We start from the raw sequence: 23,118 nt of genomic DNA, 5'->3' as shown, positions 1-23,118 counted from the left end.
TTCTAAGAGCGGGGTGCTTTCTCGCAGACCTCGTTCCACCAATTCAGCCGAGCACTCTACGAGGTGGAGGGGTTAGTCGATGCTTCCTCCGTTCATCATCGAGCAAATACGGCAGCGCGAAGAAGAGAAGGATCGGTCCAGAAGAGAAGAAATTCGACCGCGCCTCGAGCTGCCGATCGAACGCTACCCCGCACCTCGTCGTCTTCCGGACTCGGAAGAGGACGATCCCAACCGGGGCGTCATCATCCTCGATCTGGGCTGACGCCACGTGTAGCGCTCGCTCCCGCGTGAACCCCGCTGGAAGCGCCACTCCAGCAGCGTGTCCTGGACGACGTATCTTCGAGACATTCCCCGTTTTCCTCGCAAATTCCACGAAGTTGGCGACCGTGCATGCACGCGGATCTCGGCTCCGCGCTCGCACCGGGCTCGTCTGGCGAGGACGGTTGGCGACTGAGCGAGAGGGGCTTCGAGCAGGCCGCGGGGGCCTGAAAGTTGTCCTCCGCGGGCGTCCCCTGCTCGTGCGGGGTTGACCCTCGGCAGGATCTTCGCCTAGGTTGCGCCCCCACTTCTGGCGCCGAGCACACAACGAGCTACGCTCCGGCGCCTCCAGAGCAGGCCGTGCACAACGTGGGCACGGGCTCTTCCATACGATCGAGGTTCTACAGATGGCCGTTCATATTCGCCTCGCCCGCGCGGGCACCAAGAAGACGCCCTTCTACCGCATCGTCGTCGCCGACCAGCGCAGCCCGCGCGGCGGCAGGTTCATCGAGCGGCTGGGCACGTACGACCCGCGCAGGACCGAGATCCGCCTCGATGTTCCCCGCGTGAGGCACTGGATCTCGAACGGCGCCCAGCCGACGCACACGGTGGCGCTGCTCCTGAAGCACCCTGGGCTGGCCCAGGCGGCCGCGCCCGCGGACGCCGCGAAGTAGCATGGCCTCGTCGACGTCTCCGCTGGTCGATCTCGTCGCGCTCGTTGCCCGCGCGCTCGTCGATCAGCCGGACCGGGTCGTCGTGCGCGAGGTTGCGGGAGACCGCTTCCCCCGGATCGAGCTGACGGTCGCGCGCGAGGATATCGGCAAGGTGATCGGCAAGGACGGGCGCACAGCGCAGTCGATCAGGACGTTGCTGAGCGCCGCCGCGAGCAAGTCGGGGCGCCGCGCGCACCTCGACATCCTCGACTGAGACGAGCCCGACGTGGAGCGACGCTACGTTCCCGTCGCGGATGTCGCCCGTCCGCACGGCGTTCAGGGGGAGCTGCGGTTGCGCCTCTACAACGAGGCGTCCGACCTGCTCCTCACGCGCCCTCCGATCAGGCTGCGCCTTCCCGACGGCTCTGCGCGGGACGCGAAGATCGTGGCGACGCGGCCCGTCGACAAGGCGTTGCTCGTGCGGATCGCCGGGATCGACGATCGGGACGCGGCCGAAGCCCTGCGCGGAGCGACGGTGTGTGTCCCTCGGGACGCGTTCGCGCCGCTCTCCGAGGGCGAGTTCTACGCCTGCGACGTGGAGGGGGCGCGCGTGATGACGCCCGATGGCGATCTGCTCGGGCACGTGAGGTCGCTCCAGTCGTACCCGACCTGCGATGTGCTCGTCGTGGAGAGGCAGGGCGCAGATTCCATCGAGGTCCCGCTGACCGAGAGCTTCGTCAGCAGCGTGGACGCGGAGCGGCAGGTCGTCCAGCTGGCGACGCTGGAAGGCCTCGTCTGAGCCGCCGTTCCAGGCAAGGGAGCCCGCCTCGGCAAGTTCGATGCGCATCGACGTAGTCACCCTGTTTCCGGAGCTGTTCGAGGGGTTCCTGGCGATCGGCATGGTCGGGCGCGCGCTCGCGTCGGGGGCGCTCGCCGTGCGGACGCGCAGCCCGCGTGAGTTTGGCCTCGGCCGACACCGGAGCGTGGATGACACGCCTTACGGCGGCGGCTCCGGCATGGTGATGCGCGTCGACTGCATCGTCCGCTGCCTGGAGGCGCTCGACGAAGCCGCCGCCGAAGGCGTTGCGTCGAGCGCGCCTCCCGGGGCCGACGCGACGGCGTCCTCGGGGCCTCTGCCGCGCGCGCACCGGGTGCTGCTCACGCCGCAGGGGCAGCCTTTCCGTCAGGAGAAGGCCATCGAGCTCGCGGCGCGCCCTGCCGTTGCGCTCGTCTGTGGTCGCTACGAGGGGTTCGACGAGCGGGTGCGCGCTTTCGTCGACGAGGAGATCTCGCTCGGCGACTTCGTGATGACCGGCGGCGAGGTCGCGGCGATGGCGGTGATCGATGCGTGCGTGCGCCTGCTCCCAGGGGTGCTCGGGAACGCTGTGTCGGCGGAGCACGAGTCGCACAGCCCCGCGCTGGCAGGGCTCCTGGAGTACCCGCAATACACCCGTCCCGTGGAGTTCCGTGGGCACAAGGTGCCCGACGTGCTGCAGCAAGGGAACCACGCGGCCATCGCGCGCTGGCGACGAGCGGAGGCCGAGCTGCGGACGGCCCAGCGCAGGCCCGACCTCTGGCGTAAGGCGCGGGGGGGAGAGCCGCCCGCGGACGAGAGCGGCGAGGTGCGGCGATGAGGCTCGCGCTCGCGCTCGTTCACTACCCCGTGCTCGACCGGTCCGGGGAGACGGTGACCACGGCGATCACGAACCTCGATCTGCACGACATGGCGCGGAGCGCGCGCACGTACGGCGCCGAGCGGCTCTTCGTCGTTCACCCGGTCGCCGCTCAGCGCGCGTTGGCAGAGCGGATCAAGGAACACTGGGTGCTCGGCTCCGGCAAGCGCCGGATCCCGGATCGCGCGGTCGCGCTCGATGTGCTGAGCGTGGTCCCCAGTCTGGACGACGTGTACTCCGCGCTGAGCGGCTCAGGTCGGCGCGGCGTCGAGGTCTGGACGACCGCGGCGGCCTCGCGAGGGCTCCCGGTGACGAGCTACGCAGCAACCCGCGCGCGCCTCGCGCAAGCGAGCGATCCGGTGGTGATCCTGTTCGGCACAGGCTGGGGCCTCGCGCCAGAGGTCATCGCCGATGCCGACGTCCGGATCGAGCCGATCAGGGCGGAGGCGAGCACCGGCTACAACCACCTGAGCGTGCGCGCGGCGTGCGCGATCACGCTCGATCGGCTGCTCGGCGACCGGAACGCCGGGTGATCTCGCGTCGCGCGCGGTCGTCGAGCGTGGCGCCAGCACCGCGGCGCGCCGTTCCGGTCCATCCTCCTGCGATGAGCGAGCGCGATGCCGATCGTCCCACCGGGGAGGCGGGCGCGGCGCGAACGACGCCCGACCGGCTGGTGCGCGAGCAGGCGTTCGCGCTCGGCTTCGACGTCGTGGGCGTCGCGCGCGCCGACGAGCCGCTCGGGGTCGAGCACGCACGGTACCTGGAGTTCGTCGCGCGCGGCATGCACGGGGAGATGGGGTACCTCGCGGAATACGCGGAGCAGCGGCGCCGGCTGGACACCAGCGCGATCCTCGAAGGAGCACGCTCGGTCGTGTGCGTCGGCCGCAGGTATGCGCGGCCCAAGGAGAGCGAGCGGCGCGACCCGCCGCTCGCGCAGAGCGTCGCGCGGTACGCGCGCGGGCAGGACTATCACAACCACCTGAAGCGGCGGCTCCGGCGGCTCGCGGCGTTCATCCGCTCGCTCGCGCCATCCGTGCTCGCGCGGCCGCTCTGCGATGTCGAGCCGGTGATGGAGCGCGTCTGGGCGGCGCGCTCAGGCATCGGTTTCGTCGGCAAGAACGGGCTGATCATCACCCCGGGGCAGGGGAGCTACCAGCTGCTCGGCGAGGTGGTCACCACGCTGGATCTCGTCCCCGACGTGCCCATCGCGGAGCGCTGCGGATCGTGCACGCGCTGCCTCGACGCGTGCCCGACGCAGGCGTTCGACGCGCCCTTCGTGCTCGATCCGCGGCGCTGCGTCGCGTACCTGACGATCGAACAGAGGAGCGCGCCGGCCGAGGCGCTGCGGTCCGGCATGGGTGAGCACCTCTTCGGCTGCGACGTCTGCCAGGAGGTATGTCCCTTCAACAGGACCGCGCCCCCGGCCCTCGAGCGCACCGCGCCGTTCCATCCTCTGGCCCGATGGGAAGCGCGGGACGTCGACGACCTCGTGGCGCTCGACGAGCAGGCGTTCGACGCGCTGACCGTGGGGACGCCCGTCCGGCGCGCGCGACGCGGCGGGCTCGCCCGAAACGCGACGATCGTCGCTGCGAACCGGCTGGCGAGCGGCGCAGAGGGCGCTGCGGCAGCGAGCGCGAAGCGCGCGCTCGCCGCAGCGCTTGCCCATGACGACGCATCGGTGCGCGCCGTCGCCGCGTGGGGAGTGAGCCACGCAGGGGGCGGCGAGCCGGCGGGCCCGGGCGCGCCGAGGCCTGACGGGTCGAACGAGGATCCCGGTGCAGGTTGAGGCGCGCCGCCCGCCGCGATCGAGCGCGGCGCGGGAGCGCGGCGGTGCTCGGGCGCCCTTCGCGGGGGCCCGATGATCCGCTACGGTGTGCGCCGGCAAGGCGCCGCGCGCACGAGCACCAACGTGGATCTCCCCTCCAGGCTCCGAGCGCTCCTCGACGATCTACGCCGGCACGATTCCGTCCTCTGGCGGCGGGCAGTCGACGCTGGGGTGACCCACGGCCCGGACCTCCTCGTCCGGCACAGCCCTGCGTTGTTCGGGCTCGTCGTCGGGGCGGTGTTGCCGGAGCAGCGGAGGGCCGTGCGCAGGAACCTCCGGCTGGCGCTGGGCGAGCGGGGGACGCTCGACGAGTACCGCGACGTCGCCCGGGTGTTCATCAACTTCGCCAGCTGTCTCACGGACGCGTTCATCGCGGGCAGCAGCCGGCCCGATCGGCTCACCGGCCTGTGCGTGAACGACGAGCACTTCACGAACGCGTTCCAGCGGGGCCTCGGCGTGATCGTCGTCACGGCGCATACCGGCGGCTGGCAGGCCGCCGCGCCGCTGCTGCGATCGGTGCACGCCGCCGACGTGCTCATCGTGATGCAGCGCGAGCGCGACCAGCGAGCGCAGGCCATCCAGGACGGGACGCGAGATCGGGTCGGCGTACGGATGCAGCACGTGGCCGACGATCCGCTCGCGGTGCTCCCGCTGCTCGCGCACCTCAGGCGGCGGGGCGTCGTGGCCATCCAGATCGATCGACTTCCGTCGGGGATGCGCGGGCGCGACGTCGAGCTCTTCGGGCGGCCCTGGCGTGTCCCGGAGGGCCCGCTTCAGCTCGCGGCGGTCAGCGGCGCGCCGATCGTCCCTGTGTTCACGCGGCGGACCGGCTTCATGGAGTACGAGATCTGCATCGCGCCGCCCATCTCGCTCCCCCGCAGGCCAGGATCGTCCGAGCTCGACGTGGCAGCGCGGCAGATCACGGCGGAGATGGAGCGTTTTCTCCGGGACAACCCGACGCAGTGGTTCCACTTCGAATAAATCAAGGATTTTGCTCCCCAAATGAGAAATCGCGCCGCCGTCGGGCACGCGCTGCATCGGCGCGCAAGCTGGGTTAAGAGTCCGCGCTGATGGCCCGCCTCCTCGTCGGACTGCCCTCGCTCAAGGGGGATATCCAGAAGTACAAAGATCGCTTCGATCTGGTCGAGCTCCGCCCGCTCGATACGTCGCTGCCTCGCGCGACGACGCTGCGCAAATGGCGCAAGGCGGTGCCGCCGGGCTTCGTCTTCAGCGTGGTGCTGCCGCGCGTTGTCGGCGAGCTCGCCGGCGGGCGCGACCTCGACGAGGCGCTCTCGGCCTCGCTCGAGGTGGCGGCCGTGCTGGAGGCGCGGTGCGTCCTGCTCCAGACGCCGGCGTCGCTCCGGCCGACGGCGAGCAACCGCAAGAAGCTCGCGGCGCTCTTCGAGCGCCTGCCCGCCGAAGGGGTCGTGCGCTGCTGGGAGCCCTCCGGGATCTGGGAGCGCGACGACATCGTCGCGACCGCGCGCGCCGCGAAGGTCATCCCGGTGCTCGACGTGGCGCGCGACGCGCCGCCGCCCGGGCCGATCGTCTACACACGGCTGCGCGCGCTCGGGCGGTCCTCGTCGATGGGAGCGGCCGCGCTCGAGCGTGTCGCCGAGCGCCTGCGCGGGCGGCGTGAGGTGTTCCTGGTCGTCGAGGGCGACCGCGCGGCGCAGATCAAGTCGCTGCTCGCGGCGGCGCTCGCGCGCACGCCCGATCGCTCGACGGCGTCGGCTGTGGTAAGGCCGACCATGCCCATGCCCAGCACCCTCGTCGCCGAGGACGAGGAGCAGTGATCCGCGGCGCGGCAGCCACCGCGAGCGATTCCTTTGCGGCTTCGGCCGCCCGGGCCGCGCTCGAGTCCTCCGGCAGCGCGATCGACGCGATCGTCGCCGGCTTCTTCGCTGCAGCCGGCGCGCAGCCCGACGTGCTGCTCGCGCCCGCCGTCGCGCTGGCGGCCGGCGTCGGCGTCGGCGCGAGGGCGTTCGATGGACGGGCGATCCAGCCTGGGCGCGGCGCGCCGCGGCCGCGCGGGTTCGTCGATGGGCAGAGCGTCCCGGAGGCCGCGCACGTCGCCGTTCCGCGCTCGCTCGGCATGCTGGTCCTGCTGCATGGCTACCTCGGACGCGCGCGGCTCCGTGAGCTGGTTCGCTCCGGTGTGGCCGCGGCGGAGCGCGCGGGCGCGACCGGGCGCGCCGCGCTGCTCCGTGAGGTCGGCTCGCTCGGCGCGGTGGCGCTCCGGGCGCGCGATGTGGAGCGGGCGCTGCTGGCCGTCGGCGGGGCGGTCGCAGGCGGGACGCTGACCGCCGAAGACCTCGCAGAAGCGGTGCCCGCCGAGGTGGAAGCCGCGTCGACCATGATCGCGGAGGGGGCGACCGCGCTCCAGGCGCCCTGGCCGGTAGGGGATGTGGCGCGACCCACGGACGCCATCGTCGCCTGCGACGGCTGGGGCACGGTCGCAGCGCTCGCCTACACGCGCACCGACGATGGCATCACCGTCCCCGAGCTCGAGATCGTGCTCGGCCGCGATGCCGTCCCGGTGCGCCGCGGGATCACGCGCCTCGCCCCTGGCACGCCCCTGCCCGCGGCCGCGCCGATCGGGATCCTCCAGCGCGGCGCCTTCGCCGCTGCGATCGCGCTCGCAGGCAAGCCCACGATCGAGCTGAGCGCCCTCACCGCGCTCCTCGGCGGCACCGCGCTCGAGGCTGCCCTTCATGATGTCCGCACGCAGCAGGGCGCCAGCGCCGCCATCGCCGTCCTGCGCGACGAGCGCGACGCGCGCACGGCCAACCTCGCAGCCGGCTTCATGGCGGGGGCAGGGACGCAGCCCGCGGAGGGGTGAGGCGCAGCAGGCGTCGGTCGGCCGAAGCGGAGATCGGCCGGCCATGCGCCTTCCTAGCCGACGCGGCGCGGGCCATCGAGGGCGCCGTGGAGGAGCGCTGAGGCTGCAGCGAGGCGCAGCGAGCCGCTGCGCAACGTGCGCTGCGGCCGACGCCTGCCAGCTCGCGCAGGCTGCATGCGCCGCGCGCCGTCACGCACGCGGCACTTCAAAAGCTGAAGATGGATGGAGACGAGCCCCGAGAGGGGGAGAACAGAGCGCGGCGCATCCAGCCGCGAAGCGGCGGCCGACATTCAGGCCGGCCGGCGCGCTGGCGCTGGGCCTAGAGCGCGACGCCGTAGCGCTTCGCGTAGGCGACAACGCCGATCTTGTCGATCGTGCGGATGTCGCGCGTCGTGAGGTTGAGCTTCACGAAGCGGTTGAGCTCGGGGACCCAGACGCGCCGGGTCTGGATGTTCACGAGCTGCCAGCGCTTCGTCTTGATGTTGGAGTGGGAGACATTCTGCGCCAGAAGCTTCCGCTTCCCAGTGATGTCGCTCTTCGCCATGACGTCCTCGGTTGGAAGGGGCCCTGCGTCGGTGCCCCGACCGTAAATCGAATTAGCTGGCCGGGCGCACGCCCTGCGCGGGGGAGCAGGGGGGCTCGGGAGCGCGGGAAAGTGAAGGAAGCCGGGGGACATGTCAAGCGTCCTCCGGGGGATCATCGCCGCCGTGGGCTGGAAATCTCTGTCGGAGAGGTCGATCGGTCGATCACCGCGCTGACGCCGGCCGGACGCAGAAGGGGATGGGGGAGAGAGCGGGCCGAACGCGGCCCGGACGAGCTTCTCCCCTCGGTGTCCCCGACGCCCTATGCGCCAGCTGACGCGCGGCCTAGGTCAGCCACTCGCCGCCCGAGGGCGGACGCCGATCCCGCCCGTCCTTCTCGTTCTCGGGACGGCGTGAGTGCAGATCGATACGCCGGGCGTCGGCAGCCAGACGCCAGGCCAGGATCTGGAACAGGCCGAGGCTCGTGATGGCGGACGTCGCCGCGAACGCAAGGCCCGCGGAGAGCACGATGACGATGTCCCGGGGCGAGAAGGTGTCGAGGTGCGCGAGCCTGCCGACGACCAGGTCGGCCATGAAGGCGAGCACCACCGCGACGGCAAGGAACGACCCGGCGCCCGTCGTCTCCGCACCCATGAACCCGGTAAGGCTGGACAGGACCGCCAGGATCACCAGCAAGGCGCCGAGATGGCCCAGGTGCGGATCATGTAGAGCCAGCTGTCCGATCGCATGCCCGAAGGACGGGAGCGTGACGAGGAAGGCGGCGACGAGCAGCCACCGCGCGCCGCTGTAGGCCCTGTAGCGAGACCGGAAGACGAGCGCCGCCGGGAGTGCTATCGCCGCGACGGCCCGGGCGGTTCCCCAGCCGACCGCGGTCCCCGAGCTCTGGAGGCCGATGACCGTCGCGATCGCCCCGAGCACCACCATGGCGACGGCGCGCTGCCGATAGCTCACCGACGTGAGCGCGGTGAACAGCGCGACGATGCCCAGGACGAACGCTGGCGGCCCCGCGACAACGCCGTCCGGGCGGAGCCCAGCGATCGACAGGCCGCCGAGCAGAAGGAAGCCAGCGCCCACCGCAGCACACCAGATCCGCGCGGCGTCCTGCGCTGGACGCATCGGCGCCAGGTCCTCCATGAGCGCTTCGGACGCGAGGAGCGGCTTGGTGACGTGCTCGCGCGTGCTCGGGGGCGCCACCTCGGCCGGGATGGCCGGGTTCGACTCGAGGCGCCGATCGACCGGGGCGACGCTGATCGACGCCGCGGCCGGTTCCTCCTGGGCGCGGTCGGCCGGGCTCTCGCCGGCTGTGGCGTCCTCCGGCTGGGCTGGTGCTGCCTTTTCGCGTTCGGCGATCGCGCGACGGCTCGCTGGCGGGCGGTCGCGGCTCGCCTCTCCGAAAGGCTTTTCCATTGATGGAGCTGGATCAGATCTCACGGGCGTCGAAGGGAGGGCTGCTGCGGAGCTGACCGAGCAGCTCGGCTGAGGTGAGCCGCGCGACCAGGGTGCGCCCGAAGTCTCGCACGGCAGGGAATCCTTGCCCATCCATGGCAAGGGATTGCTCGTCCATGTACAGCCGGCGTGCAATCTCGATTTGCACGGCGTGGACGGCACGGTGCGGTTGGCCGTAGTGCGCGGTGCTGAAGCCCCCCTTGTAGGGGTCATCATGGCGCACCGAGAAGCCGCAGGCGCGCGCGTGCTGATCGACCGCGTCGATCACCGCGCTCGCGGCGGTCGTCCGCCCGCGCGTGCCGGGGACGATGTCGGCCCGACCGATCGCGCCCTCCGCGTGGCCGCGGCGGCTCTGGCTCGGCATCGAGTGCGCGCAGAGGAGGATCGCGAAGCCGAAGCGCTCGCGCTTGCGGGTGAGGAGCGCGCTGAGGGCGCCGTGATACGGGCGATAGAAGCGGTCGAGCCGGCGCTCCACCTCCTGCCGCGGCAGCCGGGCGGCAAGGATGGGCTCGCCATCCGTGGTCATGCGCCAGATGAGCCCCCGCGGGTACGGCGCCCGGCCGCCGCCCTCGACCGCGTCGCCGTCGCAGTCGGCCTCGCTCCGGTTGAGATCGACGACCAGCCGGCTCATCCGGGAGAAGAGGAGCGTCGCCCCCTCGGCCGGAGCGTCCTGGAAGAGCGCGTCGACGTACAGGTCCGCGTCGCGCCCGATGCTGCGCGCCGGCGCGATGGTCCAGGACAGCGACTCGGGATCCACGTGGACGCCCGCGTGCGGTACCTCGACGAGGACCGGGCTTTCCGCTCCGCGGGGCTCGATGACCTCGAAGGCTGACACCACAGGGCCCACTGTGACGCATTCCGCGTCCGGCTGGAACCAGGACGGGGAGGTGAAACGCCGGAAGGGAGGAAGACGTATTGCCGTTCGGGGCGTTCTGGGTCGATCTGCCCCAGCCCGGCTTTCTGGCGCGCTTCGCCGCTTTCGAAGTACCGTTGGCCGTGGACCTTGCGACCTGGGTGGACGCCTACCTGGATCACCTTCGCGTCGAGCGGGCTCTGGCGCCCCTGACGCTCGAGGCCTACGGCCATGATCTCGCCAAGCTCGTCGCCCATGCCGAGGCGAGCGGGATCACGACGGTCGAGGGGCTCGACCAGTCGCTGATCGGCACCTACCTGGTCGCGCTCGGCCAGGCGGGCATCAGCGCCAGCTCGGCGGCGCGCCACCTCTCCGCGGTCCGCGGGTTCGTCCGCTTCCTGCTCCGCGAGCGCCGCATCGAGCGGGATCCGTGCGCGCTGGTCGAGCGACCCAGGGTCGGGCGGCGGCTGCCCAAGGTGCTCTCGTTCGACGAGATCGCGCTCCTCATCGAGGCGCCCGAGCAAGGGACGTTCAAGGGGCTGCGCGATCGCGCGATGCTCCACGTGATGTACGCGGCCGGCTTGCGCGTCAGCGAGGTGGTGCGCCTCAAGCTCGCGGACATCGACCGGCGCAAAGGGATCGTGATGGCGCTCGGCAAGGGGGGGAAGCGGCGGCTCGTGCCGCTCGGCGAGCCGGCGCTCGCCGCCATCGACGCCTACCTGGAGCTGCGCGCGACGCACCCGCGCAGCGCGGCGACCCAGGTGCTGTTCCTCTCGCCGCGCGGCGGGCCGCTCACCAGGCAGGCGGTGTGGAAGCTCCTCGGCGGATATGCGCGCGCCGTGGGCATCGCCAAGCCGAGCTCGCCGCACAAGCTCCGCCACTCGTTCGCGACGCACCTGCTCGAGGGGGGCGCGGATCTCCGGAGCGTCCAGGCGCTGCTCGGTCATGCGAACGTCGTGACGACCGAGATCTACACGCACCTCGCGGACGACCACGTGCGCGCCGCGTACCGTCGGGCGCACCCTCGCGCGTGAGCGCGCGCTAGAGGGCTATTTGCAGCGCTTGAGGAATTTGCCGCAAGGCTTGCTCGCCGCCTGCCCCGCTGGCTGAGCCGGGGGGATCTCGGTCAGCTGGAACTCTTGCACGAGCGGCGTTCCGGCCTTGACGACCACGCTCAGGCTCCGCGGGAAGTAGCCGGTTCGCTTGACGCTCACCTTGTGAACCCCAGGGGTGAGCCCGAGCTCGACCTCCGGGGCCTGCGTCACCTTGCCGTCGATGGTGATCTCCTCGCAGGCGACGGGCTTGCAGGAGATCTTCACCGTCGCGTCGGTCGCCACGCCGGCGTCGGTCGCCACGCCGGCGTCGGTCGCGGCGCCGGCGTCGATCGGGGGCTCGGCGCTCGGGGTCCCGGCGTCGGCGGCCGGCGCGCTGTGGGCTGGCTCGGGCGGAGCGGGCTCGGCCGACGGCGCGGGGGGAGCCGCCGCGGAAGCGCTGGTCGAGGCGCTGGGGTCTGGCTGCGCGCTGTCCTTGCGGTCCAGGACGTACCACGCGGCGGCCGTGCCCCCGACGAGCAGCACCGCAACGATGCCCACCATCAGGGAGGCCGCCTTGCTCCACGGCGATCGGGGCGCGGTGCTGACCGCCGTCAGCGCGGGAACGCCGCTTCGATGGGATGCGGTCTGGCTCGGGGCCGAAGGCGACGGCGCCTGTCCGGCGGGCGCGTCGGCAGAAGGCTGCGGCGAGGGCGAAAACGGCGCGTGCGACGGCTGCGGCGAGGGTGAAAACGGCGGGGGCACCAGCTGCGTGGCGTCGCCGGGCGGCAAGGGCGCGGGCGCGCTCGCCGCGGTGACGGCGACGGCCGGCGGCGCGGGCGCGACCGCCTCGTTCACCGAAGGAGACAGGGCGAGCGTCGAGCCCACCTCGATCGCGGCCGCCGAGAAGCCGCTGAGCATGGCCGCGAGCTCGCTCGCGGAGCGGAAGCGCTCGCGCGGATCGTGCGCCAGCGCGCGCGCGAAGGCGCCGTCGAGCACAGGGCTCAGCGGGACGCCGAGCTCCGCGGCCCGCACGGACGCGGCGAGGCGCGGCGCCATGAGCTCGCGCTGCCAGCCCTGGACGTCCACCTGACCCTGGCAGGAACGCCAGTACGAGCGGCCCGTGAGCGCGAAGAAGGAGACCAGCGCCGCGGAGAAGATGTCGGCGGCAGGTCCCGCCTGGCCGCCCGGCTGAAGCTGCTCGGGCGCCAGCCACGGCGCGGAGAGGACATACCCCTCCTGCGTCGGCACCATGCTCCGCGCGAGGGACGGCCCGAAGTCGGTGAGCTTCACGCTCCCCGGAGCGCTCGGGTCGATGAACAGGTTCGTCGGCTTGAGGCCGTGGTGGGGGACCTCGCGGGCGTGGGCCGCGTCGAGCACCGCCGCGAGAGAGCGGAGCATCGAGCCGACCTCCTCGAAGCCCATCGGCCGGCGACGCACGAGCTCGGCGAGCGACGGGAACGGGATCATGTCCGTCACCGTGAAGGGCGCGGCCGTCGCCGGGTCGTAGCCGGCCTCAAGGATGTGCGCGGCGAGCTCCGGCGGCAGCCTGTTCGTCTCGGCCACGTACCGCTGGAGGTGCTGCATCGCGTCCGCGCGCTGGCCGACGACCGGCGAGTACAGCTTGAGGGCGACGTCGCGCGCTTGCGCCGTCACCGCGCGGAAGGTGGCCGTCGCGCCCCCGTAGCCGAGGAGCGAGCGGACCGAGAACCTCCCCGCGATGACGCTGCCCGGCGCGACGTTCGGTGCCGTCACGCGATCACTCCGCCGCGACCGAGATCGACTCGATCGATTGCAGGATGGTCTCGTCGGCGCCGGAGTTGTCGTCCTCGGGGACGAAGCCGAGCCCCAGCACGATCTCCCCGTCCTTCCCGGTGTCGCCGAAGATCAGCAGCGGGCCCTTCCTGGCCCCGCGGGTCGCGCCCTCCTTCTGCCACAGGCCGATCTTCCGCCCGGCGACGTCCTTGATGTCGTCGGGCTTCTTCCAGTTCACCTTCTTCTTCGGCAACGTCACGTTGATCTCGCGCGCCAGCGCCTCGAGCGCGGCGTCGCGCTTCTCGATCGCCTGCTTGCCCTCGCCCGCGTCGATCTGCGCCGTCGCGAAGGCCGGGCCCTCGTCCTCGGCCTGCGCGATCGTGGCGCTCTCCGCCTGGGCATAGGTCCAGCCCTTCGCGGGCGTGAACACGAGTGAGCTCTGGGCGATCTTCGCCCGGGTCGACGCCTCTGCCTGGCACTGCTCATCGAGCGCCTTGCAGGGCTTCGGAGCAGGGGGAGGCGGAGGCGGTGGCGCCGCGGTCACGGTCGGCGGCGGCGCCACGGGTTGCGGTGGAGGCGGCGAGCTGCACGCCGCGGCGAGCGCCGCCGCAGCGCCCAGCGCTAGGGTAGGCAATCGTCGGAAGAACATTGCGCCCGAGCGTTGCAGGACCGGACCCGGTACGGCAAGTAAAGAGCGACTGGGGGAGACAGCTTGCGCCCCAGGGCGCGGCCGGCGCCGCGCGGAAGGCTGACCGCGCCGACCGCGCCGGGCGGCTGCTCCGGCGCGGTCACGAGGCGCAAGGGCTACTTGACGACGGCGCCGACGTCCTGTTCGACCTGCTCGGCGACGCCTACCGGCACCTTGCCGTAAAGGCGGGTGCGCTCCGTGACCAGGAAATAGTCGGGCTTGCCGCTCGCCCCGGGGGGCCCCTTCACGAGCTCGGCGAAGCCGATGTCGCCAGAGCGGCCGGTGTACTCGATCCGCACCACGACCTCCTTCTGCTCCGGGGCAGCGGCCACGTACTCGGTGGGACGGAGACGGTCGAGCTTGCTCATCCAGTTGCCGACCGTCTCGTCGTTCTGCTCGGGGCTCGCCGGATCGGCCCAGAACTTCTTGCCCTCGTCGCCGCTGCGCACGACCTCGCGGCGCTTGTCCCCGGTGATGACGCGCGCCCTGGCGAGATCGACGTCCTTCCACTCGTGCAGATCCCGCTCCAGGAGCCGTGACTCCGCGGTGTCGAGATCGCGGTAGATGTCGCCCTTGATGGCGTACACCTCGCCCGTGGCCTCGTCGCGCGCGTACCGGTCCGCGCCGCCGGGCGTCGCGCCGCCGAGGACCAGCTTTCGCTCGGCGCCGCGCAGCTTGACGGTGAGCGTGCCCTCGGGCTCGGCCAGCCCGAACTCGGCCGCGCGATCGTCCGCGATGCGGCCGATCGAGCGCAGCGCCTTCAGCGGCGCGATCGCCTCGGCGAGCTTGTTGCCAGCGGCCACCGAGACGAACGTCGTCGTCTTGACCGTCGGCTCAGGCTCCGCGGGCGGCTCGTCGTCCTGCGCCGCGTCGTCGGGGTTCTGGTGCGGATCCTTCGGCTTCTCGGCCGGGGGCGTCGTCTTGCGCTCCGCCGTGCCGACGAAATAGCGGCCCTCCTTGTCCTTCTTCGCCTCGAGGACGACCGACTTCGACTTCCCCTCGAAGGCGATGCGCTCGACGTCGTCGGCGCGGCCGGCCCAGACGGTCACGTCCGCGACCGAGAGGGCGGCCGCCTTCTCGTCGCGCGTCCAGACGAGGACCGCGGACAAGGCCGCGACCACAAGAAGGCCGAGGTGCACGAAAAAGCTGCGTTCCAACCTCATGCGCGCCTCCCGCTCGCGCGCCGCCCGCGGCGCGTGATGAAGAGCCCGAGACCCAGCACCATGGCCGGCGCCACGAGGATCGTGGCCCAGAACCACACCTGGTCCTTCTCCTTCGTGTGCTCGATCCGGACGTCCTCGCTCGTCGTGATCTCCCCGGCGTAGCTCTCCTCGCCGCCGAGCCACCGGAGCGCGTCGAGCGCGAGCACGATGTTGGGTTCGTTCCTGAACGCCGCGTCGCTGAACACGTCGGCGTCGGCGACCACGAACGCGCGCAGCTCCTTCTTCTCCTTGTCGTCCCCGCCATGCGCGAGCTCCTTCGAGACCGCCGCCGCGAGGTTGTAGACGCTGCGCTTCTCGCCGCCGGCGTCGAACTTGAAGTTGCCGTTCGCGTCGGCGAACGTCTCGCCCAGCGAGCGGACCACGAAGTCGATCTTCAGGCCACCGTCCTCGCGCTTGTCGAGCGACGACGCTCCCGGGAAGATCGTCGGCGCCTGCTGCGCGTGGCGGCTCAGCGTCGACACCGAGGCGTGCGAGGAGTACCGCGTCGTGACCAGCATCGCCTGGTCCGAGTCGTTGTAGCGCCGCCGCACATAGACCCGATCGTTCGCCAGGACCTCGGGCTTCCACGTGAGCCCCACGGCGCCGGCGAGCGGATCCAGATCGACCTTGGCGTCCGGATCGAGCGCGAGCAGGAGGTGCCCGCCCTCCTCGGCGTGCCGCTTGAGCGCCGCGACCTCCTCCGGGAGGAACGCCTTCTGCGGGCCGAGCACGATGACGACGCTCGCGTCCTTCGGGATCTCGCTGCCGAGCCCCTGGGCGAGCCCGAGGTCCTTGACGACGTAGTTCTGGGACTCGAGCAGCTTGCGGAGGTTCTTGGTCGTCCGCCCCTCGGGGGAGCTGGCCGACTCGTTCAGCTCGCCGTGGCCGACCGTCAGGTACGCGGTGCGCTGCGGCCGGATCACCTTGAGCAGCACCTTCTGGAAGTCGGCGTCGAGGCTCTTCAGCTTGGCGCCCGCGCTCTTGATGTCGGAGCCGACGGTGAGCGTCTCGCGCGAGCCGTCGCGCGAGAGCACGATGACGCCGTCTTGCGTGACCTTCGCCTCCTTGGCGAGCGCGGGGACGAGCAGGCGATCCTGCACCTCCACGGTGATCTGCGGCGACGCCGCCTTCACCTCGCGCAGGTAGCCCTCCACCTCGGCGCCGACCTCGTTCTGCTGCGGGTAGAAGGCCGTGATCTTGAGCGGCGCGGTCAGGCTCTCGGCGACGCGCTTCGTGGACTCGCCCGGGCGGGCGGTGCGGTAGTAGGAGAAGTCCGCCTTGAGATCGAGCTTGCTCGCGGCGAACACGAAGAGCGCGGAGTAGACCGCGGCGAACCCGAGCGTCAGGCCCGAGAGCGTCGCGGCGCGCACCCGCCGGCCCTCGATGCGCTCGGCGCGCCGCATCGGCGCGAGCGCCGCCTCGCCGAAGAACAGCGGCACCGTCGCCATGACGAGCAGCGCGACCCAGGCGACCGTCGTGGCCGCGTCGATGCGCCCGCGCAGCTCGGGCGCGGCGCGCGACACGCCGACCATGGCCTGCCCCGCGTCGGTCGTGGTGAAGTAGGCCGCCACCGCGACGACGCCGAGCGCCGACAGGATCGCGAGCGCGCGCTCGACCGCGCGGCGCTCGCCCGACTCGCGCACCGCGGTCGCGAAGCGCAGCGCGGTGACGAGGACCAGGGTCAAGAACCCGAGCCCCGACAGGGCATAGCGGAGCCACTCGATCGTGGGCACCACGCGCTCGCCGAGGAAGAGGGCGAGGAGCGCGCCCGCGTACGCCGGGACCATCCAGCCCCCGGCGCGGAGCGCGGGCGCCTCGCGCGGCGCGGCGGGCGCCGGCTCGCCGGCCGGCGGGGCCTCTCGCCCTGCGTCCGGCAGGGGCGCGGAGCCCGCTCCCTCGCCGCGGATCTCGGCCTCGTCGGCCTGACCTTGCTTGTCGTTCACCGCCACCTCCGCGCCTTCAGGGTGTGGGTCGCGGCGAGCAGGAAGAAGTACGCGACCGCGACGTAGTACACGACGTTCTCCAGCCGGAGCACGCCGTTCAGGAACGGCTTCTGGTTGAGCGGGTAGAGGTTCAGCGCGCTCACGAAGTCGTTGAGCGGCGGCTCCGTCACGCGGGCGACGAGGAACAGGAAGCCGAGCGTCCCGATGATCGCCGCCCCGAGGATGACCGCGATGACCTGGCTCGCCGCGAGCGTCGAGGCGAAGAGCCCGATCGCGAGCGACGCGGCGCCGAGCAGCAGCACCCCGGAGTAGCCGACCAGGATGTGCCCGACGGACACCTTGCCGTTCACGAAGATGAGCAGCGGCATGTAGATCGTGATCGCCGTCATCAACGAGACCAGCGCGAGCGCGGCGAGGAACTTGCCGGCGATGATCTCGCCGTCGCGCACGGGCGCGGTCTTGAGCAGGATGAGCGTCCCGCTCTCGCGCTCGCCGGCGATGAGCCGCATCGAGAGGATGAGCGCCGCGACCATCGTGATGAACGCCGTGCCGTCGAAGAACTTGAGCAGCACCTCCGCCGACAGCCGCGCGCCCGAGCCGAGCGCCGCGACCTGGAAGTAGATGCCGTCGATGAGCAGCGCAGCGGCAGCGACGACGTACCCGAGCGGTGATCTCAGGTACGCGGACAGCTCCCGCCGCGCGACGAGCAATGTCCCTCTCATGTCTCGCCCTCGCCTTCCTCCGCCTGCTCCTCCGCAGGGGCCTTCCTTGCGTCGCCGCCGGCGCCCGCCCTGCCGGCCGCGGCGGACCTGTCCTTCGCCCCGGGCGCCCTGCGCGTGGCGAGCCGCAGGAACACCGACTCGAGCTCGCGCTCGCTCCGCTTCACCTCGAGGATGCCGATGCCCGCCTGCACGAGCTCGGCGCACAGCGCCGCGCGCACGTCGCGGTCGGCCTCGACCGCGAAGCTCACGACGTCGCTCCCCGGCTCCGTCGTGGTGAGCTGCTCGACGGACGTGACGCCCTCCACCTCGCGGGCGAGCTCGAGCGCCTTCGCCGCCTCGCCGCGCGCCACGCGGTAGCCCGCGCCCTCGGCCGCGGGGCCGCGCACCGTGAGCTCGACCCGGACGCCGTGGAGCAGCTTGGCCGAGAGCTCCTGCTCGGTCCCCTGCGCGCCGATCTCGCCGTCCCGGATCACGAGGATGCGATCGCACGTCTCGCTGATCTCCGAGAGGATGTGGCTGGAGAGCACGATGGTGTGCTTGCCGCGCAGGCTCCGGAGCAGGGCGCGCATCTCGACGATCTGCACGGGATCCAGGCCGCTGATCGGCTCGTCGAGGACGAGCAGCCGCGGCTTGTGCACGATCGCCTGCGCGATGCCGACGCGCTGCTTGAAGCCGTGGGACAGCGAGCTGATGGGGTCCGCGGCCACGTCGTCGAGCTGCGTCACCGCGAGCGCCTCGGCCACCCGCGCGTCGGCCGCGCCGGCGTCGACGCCGCGCAGGCGCGCGGCGAAGTGGAGGAAGGCGCGCACGCTCATCTCGTCGTAGAGCGGCGGCCTGTCGGGGAGGTATCCGATGCGGGACCGCACCTCGTGGGGGTGGTCGACGACATCCAGTCCGTCCACGAGCACGCGGCCCGCGGACGGGAGCAGATCGCAGGCGAGGATCCTGAGCGTCGTCGTCTTGCCCGCGCCGTTCAGGCCGAGCAGACCGACGATCTCTCCCGCCTCGATCGAGAACGACAGGGGCCCGATGGCCTTCCGGTCGCCGTAGTACTTGTATAGGTCGCTGATTTCGATCACGGCCGTGCACCCCTCCGCGAAGGGAAGAAGCTCTCCGCGCCGGCGATTCGGACGCCGCAGAGCGCGGCGGCCCAGGCGCCAGCGGCCCCTTACAACAGCGGGAGGCGGAAATCATTCCCGACGCGGCGCGCGCGGGGGCTCGCTCCGGAGGGGGTCTCTCCCTCCAGACGCATCGGGCAGGACAGTCGGTGAAGCCGTGAGCGAAGCGACCAGGACGTGATGGATCTCAGCCTGCAGCGCGGTGGGATCGTCGATCCGGCAGCGCTCGCCCAGCCGTCAGCAGTGCTCGGCGATGATGGCCCAGCAGGCGTCCGCGAACTCGCGGTACGTCGATCGGTCGAGCGTCGCCTGCGTCACGGGCATCACGTCCTGGTGCTCGGCGAGCATCGGGCGCAGCGCGCCCTCGATGTCCGCGCTCGTCTCGATCCACAGGAACTCTTCGATGCCGTCGGTGATCTGACCGCGGATGAGCTTCGGCACCTCGCTCAGGCGGACCTTCTTCGGGCTCCGCCGCGCGATCGAGGAGGCGATCTGCTCGGCGTGCGCCGGCCACCGCTTGAGCGCGTTGTGGAACGTGGAGCCGACGAGCCGGAGGATCTGCTGCGCGAGCATCGCCACGCGCGGGCGCTGCACGCGCTCCTCGTTCTCGGCCACCATCGCCAGGTAGTCGTCGCTCAGGAGCTTGCGCAGATCGCTCGAGAGGATCTGCTGCGACTCCGGCGTCATCCGCAGATCCGCGACGTGCGCGAGGAAGATGTCCCGCAGCATGGTCAGCCGCGCCGTCACCGAGCCGGTCGGGGTCGTGTCGAGGATCTCGGCGAGCGGGTCGATCAGCCGGCGCCCGAAGGTGGTGAGGATGTGATCGAGGATCCGCTTCTGGTGCTGCTTGTGGCCGAGCACGGACAGCGCGCGAGCGATGTGCGCCTTGCTCGGCGCGTCGACGAGGATCTCCAGCGGCTGGTCCTGCGGCTTCCCCTCGTACATGCGCAGCGACGCGAACATCTCGCGGAACGCGTCCGCCGCGGCCGCCCCCTCGCCCGGCTCGCCGTAGACCCGGATGACGAGCCCCGAGTCGGGACCGGCGTCGAACAGCCGCCGGAGCTCTTCCCGGATGTCCTCGTCCGTGACGAGCGGCCCCGGAGGGAGCGATTTCCCGCGCAAATCCATGAGCGTCCAGCCTACGGCAAAGCGCAGCGTACCTGAACCTCTGCGCCCCGAGAAAGCGAGCGCCGGGGGCGCGCTCGCGGTCCGGCGAGGACGTGCCTGCGGCGATGTCGCACCCCGGACCCAGGTCAGGCCGGCGTGAGCCCGCTGGCCTTCGTGTCTGGACGCGGCGAAGCCCCGCATGGCGCGAGGGGGTGGAAAGGAGATGTCCAGATGAGCGGCCCGGATGTCCTGATGCGTGGGCCGGTGTCCAGACGATCAGATGAGGATGAATCAGATGAAGACGACGGGCTGCTCCCAGATCGCGAGGACGATGCAGCCCTCGGCGCTCGAGACGCTGTGGCGGCTGCCCGGGGCGTTCATCACGAGCGTGCCGGCGCGGTGGTGCCCGCGCTCGTCCGACTGCGAGCCTGTGAGCACGAAGATGTGTTCATGGCCGCGATGGACGTGCTGCGGCACGGATGCCCCCGGCGCGTAGCGCAGGAGCGCGGCAGAGGCGCCTGCGTCGCTGCTGCCGTAAAGGCGGTGAATCTCGACGCCCTCCCGGAGGCGCCGCCAGGGGACCGACTCCGGATGAGCGGCCATCGTTGCCACATTCGCAATGATGAATGGCAACTGCACAGGCATAAAATCCCGCGTCGCTGCTGGAACTGTAGCTGTCATCGCGAGTCTCCAGTGTTGATGGAACCATGCCACAGCGCGCCGTGCGCGCTCAACGGTAATCGCGCGAAGCGCGCAAAATTCACGCGTGGGAAAAGTTCCAGAAATGAGGAGTCGCGTACACATCCATGGCGTGAAGAGCACACCGCGAACTCCTCTGTTCCCCGCGGATGGCGTGGCACGGGGGCAGCGCTTCCTCGCCATCCTCCGTCCACTGCTCCTCTCGCTCTCGCTCCTGCCGTCGGCCGGCTGCAGCAAGGAGGGGTCGAGCGATCAGCCGCTCACGGTGGGGTTCATCTACGTCGGCCCCAGGGACGACTACGGCTACAACCAGGCGCACGCCGAGGGGGCCGCCGCGCTCGCCAAGCTGGCCGGCGTGAAGACCCGTGAGGAGGAGAACGTCCCCGAGACGGTCGCCGTGCAGAAGACGCTCGAGAGCATGATCAACCTCGATGGCGCGACGGTGATCTTCCCGACGTCCTTCGGCTACTTCGATCCGCATATCCTCAAGGTGGCGGAGAAGTTCCCGGACAAGATCTTCCTCCATTGTGGCGGCCTCTACGACGGGTCGAAGCACCCGAGCAATGTCGGCAGCTATTTCGGTTACATCGACGAAGCCGAGTACGTGTCTGGCATCGTCGCGGGGATGACGACGAAGAGCGGCAAGCTCGGGTTCATCGCGGCGAAGCCGATCCCGCAGGTGCTCCGCAACATCAACGCCTTCACGCTGGGCGCCCGGAGCGTGAACCCGAGCGTGACGACGGCCGTGATCTTCACCGGCGACTGGTCGATGCCCGTCAAGGAGGCGGAGGCGGCCAACAGCCTCATCGATCAGGGCGTCGACGTCCTGACCGCCCACGTGGACTCGCCGAAGGTGATCATCGAGCTCGCGGAGCGGCGCGGCGCGTTCAGCACCGGCTACCACACGAACCAGGCGACGCTCGCCCCGAAGGGGTACCTGACCGGCGCCGAGTGGAACTGGTCCAAGGTCTACACCGACTACATGACGTTCATCCGCGAGGGGAAGCCGTATCCGCACCTCCTGCGCGGCGGCTTCAAGGAGGGGTACATCAAGATCTCACCCTATGGCCCCGCCGTCTCCGAGGAGGCGAAGAAGAAGGCCGAGGAGGCGAAGGCGAAGCTCACGGAGGGCACGCTCACCATCTTCCAGGGGCCCATCATGAACAATGAGGGCAAGGTGGTGATCGCCGATTCGGTCGCGCAGCAGCAGACCGACATCGCGCTCGAGAGCATGGACTACCTCGTAGCCGGCGCCCTCGGCTCAACGCGTTAGTACACCTGGTCGAGGAAGCGACGATTTCTCGAGGAGCGCCCGTCGAGGAGCGGTCTGCCGAGGTAAGGGCGCTGCGCGGGGCGGCCTCACGTGCCGCAGCCGACGCGCTCCGAGTGGAGCGCGAGGTCGTCGTACCACATCGTCTTGGCCCCGCCGTGGTACTTCTCGAACCCGAACTTGAAGAGCTTGTAGTCGTACGGGCCCCAGTCCGTGACGTGCATCGCGTTGACCTCGGCGCCGTCCACGAACACGCTCACCGAGCGGCCCGGCCCGTCGTAGTGGAACTCGAGGCAGTACCAGGTGTTCGCGACGAGCTTCACGCCGCCGCTGCACATGTACATGCCGCCGTTCGAGAGCATCTCTTTGTCGTCGCTCTTGCGGTTCAGCTCGAGCTGACACTGGTGCTCGCCGATGCGGATCTGCTCCCCGTTGTTGGGATCGCCGTTGCCGTCCACGGCCGCGACATACGTGTTGTGGCCCATCTGGATGTCGGTGGCGCTCTTGAGGTAGATCCTGCCCCAGAAGTTGCTCGGCACGGCCACGCCGAGCATCTGGCTGAAGTCCGTGCCCGAGACCTTGACCGAGCGCGTGCCGCTGTGACCGGTGCTGTCCAGCGTCACGAACTCGCCCATCCTCGGCCGCAGGTAGTCCGGGAAGAACTGGATCTCGGAAGGCAGCGAGCCGCCCTCGAAGTCGGAGCAGAAGATGCTGCACCTGCCGGGATCCGTGATGCCGGAGGACGTGCTGCTGCTGCTGCTGTCGTTGCCGCCGGCGCTGGCGCCTGGGTCCGCGCCGCCCGAGCCGCCGGGATCTGCACCGCCGGACGCCGTGGCGCTGGAGGAGGTGCTGCTGTCGCTGCCTCCGGTGCCTGGGTCGGCGCCGCCGGAAGCCGTGGCGCTGGAGGAGGTGCTGGTGCTGTCGCGGCCTCCGGTACCTGGGGCGGCGCCACCCGAGCCGCTGGGGTCCGTACCGCCGGAAGCCGTGGCGCTGGAGGAGGTGCTGCCGCCATCGCTGCCTCCGGCGCCTGGATCGGCACCGCCCGAACCGCCAGGGTTCGCACTGCCGGAGGTAGCGGGATCGCCAATGTTTCCGCCGCTGCCTTCGCTCCCGTCCAGCTGGTAATAGCTGTCCTCCAGCCCCACCAGCGCCGCGCACCCGCCACCCATCCACGCCGTTGCCGCCCACAACCAGACCGGCCGCAACCTCTTTGCCATATCTTCTCTATTACAGCCTCCGCGTGGGCACTGTCCACAGCGACACGTGATCGGCATTACGCTCCCGACGGGACGCCGCTACGGGTGAACGCACTGCTCCCGAGGGTGCATTCGCCCGATAACTACAGCACGGCGCGCATCGATGTCCCCATGAGACGAGGGCATCTGCTCGGTGGACGAGTGGAGTCTACCGGAGGCGGCGGCGCCGCTTGAGTACGCCTGCAAGGCGCATCCGCCTTCGGCGAAGCCGTGAGAATGCGGTCCCGACGGGCAT

24 protein-coding genes are annotated in these 23,118 nt (G+C 71.0%); 12 read left to right on the top strand and 12 right to left on the bottom strand.

All coding sequences use genetic code 11. The features are described 5' to 3' along the window. Nucleotides 1-79: 79 nt before the first annotated feature. From WMF34_RS22935 to WMF34_RS22890, 10 genes are all read left to right on the top strand, one after another. On the top strand, nt 80-262 hold the full coding sequence (locus tag WMF34_RS22935; protein ID WP_157906850.1) for a hypothetical protein: 183 nt from the start codon (nt 80-82) through the stop codon (nt 260-262). 403 nt (nt 263-665) lie between these two features. Next, a complete protein-coding gene (gene rpsP, locus WMF34_RS22930; protein ID WP_012237071.1) occupies nt 666-932 on the top strand; it encodes a 30S ribosomal protein S16 in 267 nt (88 codons plus the stop codon). A 1-nt stretch (nt 933) separates the two neighbouring features. Then, entirely contained in the window at nt 934-1,185 is a 252-nt protein-coding gene (locus WMF34_RS22925; RefSeq protein ID WP_012237070.1) for a KH domain-containing protein, read from the top strand. A 12-nt stretch (nt 1,186-1,197) separates the two neighbouring features. Continuing rightward, the gene (gene rimM, locus WMF34_RS22920) at nt 1,198-1,710 is read left to right on the top strand and encodes a ribosome maturation factor RimM (RefSeq protein WP_012237069.1); all 513 of its coding nucleotides are present in this window, start codon (nt 1,198-1,200) and stop codon (nt 1,708-1,710) included. Nucleotides 1,711-1,750: 40 nt separating this feature from the next. After that, entirely contained in the window at nt 1,751-2,545 is a 795-nt protein-coding gene (trmD, locus tag WMF34_RS22915; RefSeq protein WP_012237068.1) for a tRNA (guanosine(37)-N1)-methyltransferase TrmD, read from the top strand. Then, nucleotides 2,542-3,117 carry an RNA methyltransferase gene (locus WMF34_RS22910; protein ID WP_012237067.1) on the top strand — a complete coding sequence of 192 codons (576 nt, stop codon included), beginning with the start codon at nt 2,542-2,544 and terminating at the stop codon, nt 3,115-3,117. Before trmD ends, WMF34_RS22910 begins: the two co-directional genes overlap by 4 nt. A gap of 71 nt (nt 3,118-3,188) precedes the next feature. After that, nucleotides 3,189-4,370 (top strand): tRNA epoxyqueuosine(34) reductase QueG, encoded by a 1,182-nt coding sequence (gene queG, locus WMF34_RS22905; protein WP_012237066.1) that lies wholly within the window; start codon nt 3,189-3,191, stop codon nt 4,368-4,370. Between the two features lie 72 nt (nt 4,371-4,442). After that, entirely contained in the window at nt 4,443-5,390 is a 948-nt protein-coding gene (locus WMF34_RS22900) for a lysophospholipid acyltransferase family protein (protein WP_437994546.1), read from the top strand. Between the two features lie 89 nt (nt 5,391-5,479). Then, nucleotides 5,480-6,205, top strand: coding sequence for a DUF72 domain-containing protein (locus WMF34_RS22895; RefSeq protein WP_012237064.1), 726 nt, complete (start codon nt 5,480-5,482; stop codon nt 6,203-6,205). After that, nucleotides 6,202-7,251, top strand: coding sequence for a hypothetical protein (locus WMF34_RS22890; RefSeq protein WP_437994545.1), 1,050 nt, complete (start codon nt 6,202-6,204; stop codon nt 7,249-7,251). Before WMF34_RS22895 ends, WMF34_RS22890 begins: the two co-directional genes overlap by 4 nt. A 319-nt stretch (nt 7,252-7,570) precedes the next feature. On the opposite strand, the gene rpmB is transcribed toward WMF34_RS22890, so the two are convergent. From rpmB to WMF34_RS22875, 3 genes are all read right to left on the bottom strand, one after another. After that, nucleotides 7,571-7,795 carry a 50S ribosomal protein L28 gene (rpmB, locus tag WMF34_RS22885; protein ID WP_012237062.1) on the bottom strand — a complete coding sequence of 75 codons (225 nt, stop codon included), beginning with the start codon at nt 7,793-7,795 and terminating at the stop codon, nt 7,571-7,573. A gap of 322 nt (nt 7,796-8,117) precedes the next feature. Next, entirely contained in the window at nt 8,118-9,200 is a 1,083-nt protein-coding gene (locus tag WMF34_RS22880) for a hypothetical protein (protein ID WP_437994544.1), read from the bottom strand. 13 nt (nt 9,201-9,213) lie between these two features. Further along, entirely contained in the window at nt 9,214-10,077 is an 864-nt protein-coding gene (locus WMF34_RS22875; RefSeq protein WP_231865011.1) for an N-formylglutamate amidohydrolase, read from the bottom strand. A gap of 158 nt (nt 10,078-10,235) precedes the next feature. On the opposite strand from WMF34_RS22875, the gene xerD reads away from it, so the two are divergent. Beyond that, nucleotides 10,236-11,126 (top strand): site-specific tyrosine recombinase XerD, encoded by an 891-nt coding sequence (xerD, locus tag WMF34_RS22870; protein WP_044968992.1) that lies wholly within the window; start codon nt 10,236-10,238, stop codon nt 11,124-11,126. Between the two features lie 15 nt (nt 11,127-11,141). Here the strand turns inward: xerD and WMF34_RS22865 are convergent, their stop codons facing one another. From WMF34_RS22865 to WMF34_RS22830, 8 genes are all read right to left on the bottom strand, one after another. Beyond that, nucleotides 11,142-12,878 (bottom strand): serine/threonine protein kinase, encoded by a 1,737-nt coding sequence (locus tag WMF34_RS22865; RefSeq protein ID WP_437994543.1) that lies wholly within the window; start codon nt 12,876-12,878, stop codon nt 11,142-11,144. 4 nt (nt 12,879-12,882) lie between these two features. Further along, nucleotides 12,883-13,512: a hypothetical protein gene (locus tag WMF34_RS22860; protein ID WP_157906849.1), complete on the bottom strand. Its 630-nt coding sequence runs from the start codon at nt 13,510-13,512 to the stop codon at nt 12,883-12,885. A 170-nt stretch (nt 13,513-13,682) separates the two neighbouring features. Beyond that, nucleotides 13,683-14,729: a DUF4340 domain-containing protein gene (locus WMF34_RS22855; RefSeq protein WP_437994542.1), complete on the bottom strand. Its 1,047-nt coding sequence runs from the start codon at nt 14,727-14,729 to the stop codon at nt 13,683-13,685. Then, on the bottom strand, nt 14,726-16,711 hold the full coding sequence (locus tag WMF34_RS22850; RefSeq protein WP_437994541.1) for a Gldg family protein: 1,986 nt from the start codon (nt 16,709-16,711) through the stop codon (nt 14,726-14,728). Before WMF34_RS22850 ends, WMF34_RS22855 begins: the two co-directional genes overlap by 4 nt. After that, on the bottom strand, nt 16,708-17,433 hold the full coding sequence (locus WMF34_RS22845) for an ABC transporter permease (protein WP_437766896.1): 726 nt from the start codon (nt 17,431-17,433) through the stop codon (nt 16,708-16,710). The genes WMF34_RS22850 and WMF34_RS22845 overlap by 4 nt, the downstream gene beginning before the upstream one ends. Then, complete coding sequence (locus WMF34_RS22840; protein WP_437994540.1) at nt 17,430-18,512, bottom strand: ABC transporter ATP-binding protein; 1,083 nt, start codon at nt 18,510-18,512, stop codon at nt 17,430-17,432. Before WMF34_RS22840 ends, WMF34_RS22845 begins: the two co-directional genes overlap by 4 nt. A gap of 276 nt (nt 18,513-18,788) precedes the next feature. After that, nucleotides 18,789-19,679 carry a hypothetical protein gene (locus WMF34_RS22835; RefSeq protein WP_437994539.1) on the bottom strand — a complete coding sequence of 297 codons (891 nt, stop codon included), beginning with the start codon at nt 19,677-19,679 and terminating at the stop codon, nt 18,789-18,791. A 270-nt stretch (nt 19,680-19,949) separates the two neighbouring features. Continuing rightward, nucleotides 19,950-20,261 carry a cupin domain-containing protein gene (locus WMF34_RS22830; protein WP_231865009.1) on the bottom strand — a complete coding sequence of 104 codons (312 nt, stop codon included), beginning with the start codon at nt 20,259-20,261 and terminating at the stop codon, nt 19,950-19,952. A 250-nt stretch (nt 20,262-20,511) separates the two neighbouring features. On the opposite strand from WMF34_RS22830, the gene WMF34_RS22825 reads away from it, so the two are divergent. Next, nucleotides 20,512-21,630 (top strand): BMP family ABC transporter substrate-binding protein, encoded by a 1,119-nt coding sequence (locus WMF34_RS22825; RefSeq protein ID WP_012237050.1) that lies wholly within the window; start codon nt 20,512-20,514, stop codon nt 21,628-21,630. Between the two features lie 86 nt (nt 21,631-21,716). On the opposite strand, the gene WMF34_RS22820 is transcribed toward WMF34_RS22825, so the two are convergent. After that, nucleotides 21,717-22,844, bottom strand: coding sequence for a hypothetical protein (locus WMF34_RS22820; RefSeq protein ID WP_437994538.1), 1,128 nt, complete (start codon nt 22,842-22,844; stop codon nt 21,717-21,719). Between the last annotated feature and the right edge of the window lie 274 nt (nt 22,845-23,118).

The sequence above is a fragment of the Sorangium sp. So ce145 genome, assembly GCF_051525985.1.
GTDB classification, from domain to species: domain Bacteria; phylum Myxococcota_A; class Polyangia; order Polyangiales; family Polyangiaceae; genus Sorangium; species Sorangium cellulosum_B.
This window is presented reverse-complemented; position numbering and strand designations above follow the sequence as displayed.

What these genes read in the sequence shown, in the direction of transcription:
- WMF34_RS22820 (WP_437994538.1), bottom strand. Translation starts at nt 22,844, where the DNA reads ATGGCAAAGAGGTTGCGGCCGGTCTGGTTGTGGGCGGCAACGGCGTGG.
- WMF34_RS22845 (WP_437766896.1), bottom strand. Translation starts at nt 17,433, where the DNA reads ATGAGAGGGACATTGCTCGTCGCGCGGCGGGAGCTGTCCGCGTACCTG.
- rpsP (WP_012237071.1), top strand. Translation starts at nt 666, where the DNA reads ATGGCCGTTCATATTCGCCTCGCCCGCGCGGGCACCAAGAAGACGCCC.
- trmD (WP_012237068.1), top strand. Translation starts at nt 1,751, where the DNA reads ATGCGCATCGACGTAGTCACCCTGTTTCCGGAGCTGTTCGAGGGGTTC.
- queG (WP_012237066.1), top strand. Translation starts at nt 3,189, where the DNA reads ATGAGCGAGCGCGATGCCGATCGTCCCACCGGGGAGGCGGGCGCGGCG.
- WMF34_RS22830 (WP_231865009.1), bottom strand. Translation starts at nt 20,261, where the DNA reads ATGGCCGCTCATCCGGAGTCGGTCCCCTGGCGGCGCCTCCGGGAGGGC.
- WMF34_RS22900 (WP_437994546.1), top strand. Translation starts at nt 4,443, where the DNA reads ATGATCCGCTACGGTGTGCGCCGGCAAGGCGCCGCGCGCACGAGCACC.
- WMF34_RS22935 (WP_157906850.1), top strand. Translation starts at nt 80, where the DNA reads ATGCTTCCTCCGTTCATCATCGAGCAAATACGGCAGCGCGAAGAAGAG.
- WMF34_RS22880 (WP_437994544.1), bottom strand. Translation starts at nt 9,200, where the DNA reads ATGGAAAAGCCTTTCGGAGAGGCGAGCCGCGACCGCCCGCCAGCGAGC.
- rpmB (WP_012237062.1), bottom strand. Translation starts at nt 7,795, where the DNA reads ATGGCGAAGAGCGACATCACTGGGAAGCGGAAGCTTCTGGCGCAGAAT.
- WMF34_RS22835 (WP_437994539.1), bottom strand. Translation starts at nt 19,679, where the DNA reads ATGGATTTGCGCGGGAAATCGCTCCCTCCGGGGCCGCTCGTCACGGAC.
- WMF34_RS22895 (WP_012237064.1), top strand. Translation starts at nt 5,480, where the DNA reads ATGGCCCGCCTCCTCGTCGGACTGCCCTCGCTCAAGGGGGATATCCAG.
- WMF34_RS22910 (WP_012237067.1), top strand. Translation starts at nt 2,542, where the DNA reads ATGAGGCTCGCGCTCGCGCTCGTTCACTACCCCGTGCTCGACCGGTCC.
- WMF34_RS22855 (WP_437994542.1), bottom strand. Translation starts at nt 14,729, where the DNA reads ATGAGGTTGGAACGCAGCTTTTTCGTGCACCTCGGCCTTCTTGTGGTC.
- WMF34_RS22925 (WP_012237070.1), top strand. Translation starts at nt 934, where the DNA reads ATGGCCTCGTCGACGTCTCCGCTGGTCGATCTCGTCGCGCTCGTTGCC.